Origin of the sequence: Pelomicrobium sp. (genome assembly GCF_036803785.1) — a bacterium.
In the GTDB taxonomy this organism is placed as follows: domain Bacteria; phylum Pseudomonadota; class Gammaproteobacteria; order Burkholderiales; family UBA6910; genus Pelomicrobium.
The window spans coordinates 1-2,551 of sequence record NZ_DAIRTR010000233.1 but is presented as its reverse complement, the minus strand read 5'-3'; the positions used below and the strand labels follow the sequence as shown (position 1 = coordinate 2,551).

The 2,551-nt window shown below is 68.3% G+C and carries 3 protein-coding genes; 1 reads left to right on the top strand and 2 read right to left on the bottom strand.

What is annotated here, in order from left to right; translation table 11 throughout:
* A partial coding sequence (gene argA, locus V7Q81_RS15680; protein WP_333845200.1) for an amino-acid N-acetyltransferase occupies positions 1 to 1,017 on the bottom strand: 1,017 nt, incomplete at its 3' end.
* 79 nt (positions 1,018 to 1,096) lie between these two features.
* Positions 1,097 to 1,840, bottom strand: a complete 744-nt coding sequence (locus V7Q81_RS15675) for a 16S rRNA (uracil(1498)-N(3))-methyltransferase (RefSeq protein WP_333845203.1) — start codon at positions 1,838 to 1,840, stop codon at positions 1,097 to 1,099.
* A 101-nt stretch (positions 1,841 to 1,941) separates the two neighbouring features.
* Here V7Q81_RS15675 and V7Q81_RS15670 point away from each other — a divergent pair, with 101 nt between their 5' ends.
* Entirely contained in the window at positions 1,942 to 2,499 is a 558-nt protein-coding gene (locus V7Q81_RS15670) for a thioredoxin family protein (protein WP_333845198.1), read from the top strand.
* Positions 2,500 to 2,551 lie beyond the last annotated feature (52 nt).

Genomic DNA, 2,551 nt, shown 5'->3' with positions numbered 1-2,551 from the left:
GTGCTCGGCCACCAGGAAGCGGTCGATCTCCCGCTCGAGGAGTTCCCGCCCCCGCTTGACCAGAATCCCCTCCGCCTCGAGGGGTTCGATGAGCTTGAGCACGCCGCCGATGTCGTCGATCGTGGCGCCCCGCAGCGCCTCAATGGGGCCTGCCGTCACCATGGTCCCGGTGCCTTCGTGGGTGAAGAGCTCCTGCAGGATGGCCCCGTCCACGTGCCGGCTGATCAGGTGGGCACGCCCCACCCCCTCGCGGCAGGCCCGCACCGCCTCCTCCAGGTGGCTGCGGGTCTCCCCGCAGAGGAGACCTGGCCTCTTGAGCAGCGCTTCCGCCTCGCTTGCTGTCAATTCCCGGGCGAGCTCCCCGTCCTCTTTCGGCACGCCGGGGGCGTCCCCGAGGAAGATGAGCTTTTGCGCCTTGAGGGCGATCGCCGCCGCGGCGGCCACGTCTTCCATCGCCAGGTTGAACACCTCTCCGGTGGGGGAAAACCCGAGGGGCGAGAGCAACACCACTTCGCCGTCGGCAAGGCGCGCGGCGATGGTTTCGGCGTCCACCCGCCGTACCTGCCCCGTGTGCAGGAGATCCACTCCGGCGATGACACCCACGGGCCGGGCGGTGACGAAATTGCCCCCGGCCACCCGGATGCGGGCCCCGGCCCCCGGCGATCCGGTGGAAAGCAGCGCCTCGATCTCCAGGCGCATGCGCCCTACCGCCTCCTTGACGCACTGCAGGGCAAGCCCGTCGGTCACCCGCAGGCCCTGCACATAACGATCCCGCGCCCCCTGCGCCTTCATGCGCGCTTCGATCTGGGGGCGCGCCCCGTGTACCAGCACGAGGCGGATACCGAGGCTAGCGAGCAAGGCGAAGTCATGGGTGAGCCCGACGAACTTTTCGTCCGCTACCGCCTCCCCGCCGAAGGCCACCACGAAGGTGCGGCCGCGAAAGGCGTTCACATAGGGGGCGACCGAACGGAACCAGCGCACGAATTCGGGCGTCGGAGGGGAAGCCGCGGCTTTCATCGGTGCTTCTTTTTCGAAATCGCGCAATGGGATTGAAATTGAGCGATGGGATTGTAATGGAGCGGGCAGCCGGCGGGCGTCAGCGCCAGTCCCCCCACAGGGCTTGGATCGCTGAGAGGACCGCCACTGCAGCCGTCTCCGTCCGCAGCACCCGAGGCCCAAGCCGCACCGGCTGAAAATCTGCCGCCACCGCCTCCCGCATCTCCTCTTCGGTCAAGCCTCCCTCGGGGCCCACCAGCACCGTCACCGCCCGGGTCGGGGGCGCCAGGCCGGACAGGCCCACCGAGGCCTGGGGCGCGAGCAGGAGGCGCCGCTCTTCCAGGACGGGCGGCCCCTGCCGCTCGAGCCACGCTCCCAGGGAGAGGACCGGGCCGACCTCGGCCAGGCGGCTGCGGCCGCACTGCTCGCAGGCGGCCACCACCACCCCTTCCCAATGCACCCGGCGCCGCGCCGCCCGCTCGGGCGCGAGCCGTACCCGGCTGCGCTCGGTCGCCAAGGGCTGGATCCGGGCTACCCCCAGCTCGACCGCCTTCTGCACCACCCAATCCATTTTTTCCTGGGTGCACAAGGCCTGGGCCAGGGTGAGCTCCAGGGCGGGCACCGGGGGTGCCGGGCGCCATTCCAGTACCTGTACGTGCACCCCCTGACGCTCGACGGCGGCCACCGCTCCCAGGGCCTCGGTCCCACGGCCGTCGAACAAGCCGACCCGATCCCCCACCTTGAGCCGCAACACCCGGGTTGCGTGGTGGGCGGCGGCGGGGGGCAGGCTCACCCGCGCAGGCTCCTGGGCAAGGGCTGGGCAATAGAAGCGGGGAAAGGCCATCGAAGTCAGCAGAAATGGCGCCATGATAAACTAGAAGCTAGCCTCAAATCCGGGCCCGGCGGCCCGGGAGCGAAAACGTTCTCGACGGATCCAAGACAAGTATGGCGGCAACCGAAACCCCGGTGTGCAACTTCGGCTGGAAGGCAGTGGACTTTGACCTGCCCGGTGTAGACGGCAAGCGCTACAACCTCTCCTCCGTGCGCGGACCGAACGGGTTGCTGGTCATGTTCATCTGCAACCATTGCCCCTACGTGAAGGCCGTGCGGCCGCGCATCGTGCGCGACTGCCGCGAGCTCAAGTCCCACGGCATTGGCGCAATCGCCATCATGTCCAACGACCCCAGCGAGTATCCCGAGGACTCTTTCGAAAACATGGTGAAAGTGGCGAAAGAGTTCGACTTCCCGTTCCCCTACGTGCTGGACGAAACCCAGGAGGTGGCCCGAGCCTACGGGGCGGTATGCACCCCGGATTTCTTCGGTTTCAACGCCGACCTGGCGCTCCAGTACCGGGGCCGGCTGGATGCTTCGCGCAAAGAAGCGGCGCCGGAGAACGCCCGCCGGGAGCTGTTTGAGGCGATGGTGCAGATTGCCAAGACCGGCCGAGGGCCGCGGGAGCAGATCCCCAGCATCGGCTGCTCGATCAAGTGGAAACAACGCTGAAGCCCGCGCCCCGAAGCTCTCTGCTCAAGGCGGTCATCGACGCCGAAGGCCC

Excerpts from the sequence above, each read along its gene's own strand:
- V7Q81_RS15675 (WP_333845203.1), bottom strand. The coding sequence starts at position 1,840 with ATGGCCTTTCCCCGCTTCTATTGCCCAGCCCTTGCCCAGGAGCCTGCG.
- V7Q81_RS15670 (WP_333845198.1), top strand. The coding sequence starts at position 1,942 with ATGGCGGCAACCGAAACCCCGGTGTGCAACTTCGGCTGGAAGGCAGTG.